A 2329-nucleotide genomic window follows, 5' to 3' on the forward strand; every position below is an offset into this window, starting at 1 on the left:
AACCATGTTTAAGAACACTTAAGACTTTCTATTTCAAAAGAAATGCACTTAAAGATGGTGGAGCTAAGCAGGATCGAACTGCTGACCTCCTGCGTGCAAGGCAGGCGCTCTCCCAGCTGAGCTATAGCCCCATCAGGTGATACTGTATGCCACATCTTATTGGGAATAAGATTGGTGGGTCTGAGTGGACTTGAACCACCGACCTCTCGCTTATCAGGCGAACGCTCTAACCACCTGAGCTACAGACCCAGTATCGTCTCTAAAACTTCTAAACCATCAATCTGTGTGAACACTCATCGCGACTTATTTGTTTTCACTTTAAGAAAGCAAAAGCAAACCATCCATCGTATAAGGAGGTGATCCAGCGCCAGGTTCCCCTAGCGCTACCTTGTTACGACTTCACCCCAGTCATGAACCACAAAGTGGTGAGCGTCCCCCCCGAAGGTTAAACTACCCACTTCTTTTGCAGCCCACTCCCATGGTGTGACGGGCGGTGTGTACAAGGCCCGGGAACGTATTCACCGTGGCATTCTGATCCACGATTACTAGCGATTCCGACTTCATGGAGTCGAGTTGCAGACTCCAATCCGGACTACGACGCACTTTTTGGGATTCGCTCACTTTCGCAAGTTGGCCGCCCTCTGTATGCGCCATTGTAGCACGTGTGTAGCCCTACTCGTAAGGGCCATGATGACTTGACGTCGTCCCCACCTTCCTCCGGTTTATCACCGGCAGTCTCCCTGGAGTTCCCACCCGAAGTGCTGGCAAACAAGGATAAGGGTTGCGCTCGTTGCGGGACTTAACCCAACATTTCACAACACGAGCTGACGACAGCCATGCAGCACCTGTCTCACAGTTCCCGAAGGCACAAAACCATCTCCAGAAACTTCTAAGGATGTCAAGAGTAGGTAAGGTTCTTCGCGTTGCATCGAATTAAACCACATGCTCCACCGCTTGTGCGGGCCCCCGTCAATTCATTTGAGTTTTAATCTTGCGACCGTACTCCCCAGGCGGTCTACTTAACGCGTTAGCTCCGAAAGCCACGGCTCAAGGCCACAACCTCCAAGTAGACATCGTTTACGGCGTGGACTACCAGGGTATCTAATCCTGTTTGCTCCCCACGCTTTCGCATCTGAGTGTCAGTATCTGTCCAGGGGGCCGCCTTCGCCACCGGTATTCCTTCAGATCTCTACCACCTGCATGCGCTTTACGCCCAGTAATTCCGATTAACGCTCGCACCCTCCGTATTACCGCGGCTGCTGGCACGGAGTTAGCCGGTGCTTCTTCTGCAGCTAACGTCAAATAATAGYGCTATTAACACTACTACCTTCCTCACTGCTGAAAGTACTTTACAACCCGAAGGCCTTCTTCATACACGCGGCATGGCTGCATCAGGCTTGCGCCCATTGTGCAATATTCCCCACTGCTGCCTCCCGTAGGAGTCTGGACCGTGTCTCAGTTCCAGTGTGGCTGATCATCCTCTCAGACCAGCTAGGGATCGTCGCCTTGGTGAGCCCTTACCTCACCAACTAGCTAATCCCACCTGGGCATATCCTGACGCGAGAGGCCCGAAGGTCCCCCTCTTTGAGCCGAAGCTATTATGCGGTATTAGCCATCGTTTCCAATGGTTATCCCCCACATCAGGGCAATTTCCCAGGCATTACTCACCCGTCCGCCGCTCGACGCCATTATCGTCACCCGAAGGGTCAAATAACTCGTTTCCGCTCGACTTGCATGTGTTAGGCCTGCCGCCAGCGTTCAATCTGAGCCATGATCAAACTCTTCAATTAAAGTTTTGTGCATCTAAGATGCGGCTCAATGAATACTGATAACATTACTGTGTAATGTTGAATTGACTGTGCCGGTATTACTACCGATTGCTCACTCAGTTCATTGATAAATCTTTTGGATTATCATCAACGAGTGCCCACACAGATTGATAGGTTTAGTTTGTTAAAGAGCGTTGCTTTCAATGCCTTAGCACTTAAGCAGGACGCGTATATTACGCGAGTGACTGTTGAAGTCAACATAAAACTCTACACTTTTTTAGAATCTTATGGTGACTTGTCTATTAAATAGACAAAGTCTAAATATAAAGCCTGGCGATGTCCTACTCTCACATGGGGAAGCCCCACACTACCATCGGCGCTATTGCGTTTCACTACTGAGTTCGGCATGGAGTCAGGTGGGTCCACAACGCTATGGTCGCCAAGCAAAATTTGTTAATTCGGAAAGCTGTTTCTTCGTTCTTACACATTCAATGTTCTAGTTGAGTCCACAACAAAACCCTTTGGGTGTTGTATGGTTAAGCCTCACGGGCAATTAGTAC

The 2329-nt window shown here is 49.7% G+C and carries 2 tRNA genes and 2 rRNA genes; all 4 read right to left on the reverse strand.

Annotated elements, in window-relative coordinates:
* Nucleotides 1–55: 55 nt before the first annotated feature.
* Nucleotides 56–131: transfer RNA gene (locus DPF90_RS00085), tRNA-Ala, on the reverse strand.
* Between the two features lie 41 nt (nucleotides 132–172).
* Nucleotides 173–249: transfer RNA gene (locus tag DPF90_RS00090), tRNA-Ile, on the reverse strand.
* A 100-nt stretch (nucleotides 250–349) separates the two neighbouring features.
* Nucleotides 350–1790, reverse strand: a 16S ribosomal RNA gene (locus tag DPF90_RS00095).
* A gap of 307 nt (nucleotides 1791–2097) precedes the next feature.
* A 5S ribosomal RNA gene (gene rrf / locus DPF90_RS00105) occupies nucleotides 2098–2213 on the reverse strand.
* Between the last annotated feature and the right edge of the window lie 116 nt (nucleotides 2214–2329).

The sequence above is a fragment of the Vibrio tetraodonis genome, assembly GCF_003350295.1.
GTDB lineage: Bacteria > Pseudomonadota > Gammaproteobacteria > Enterobacterales > Vibrionaceae > Vibrio > Vibrio tetraodonis.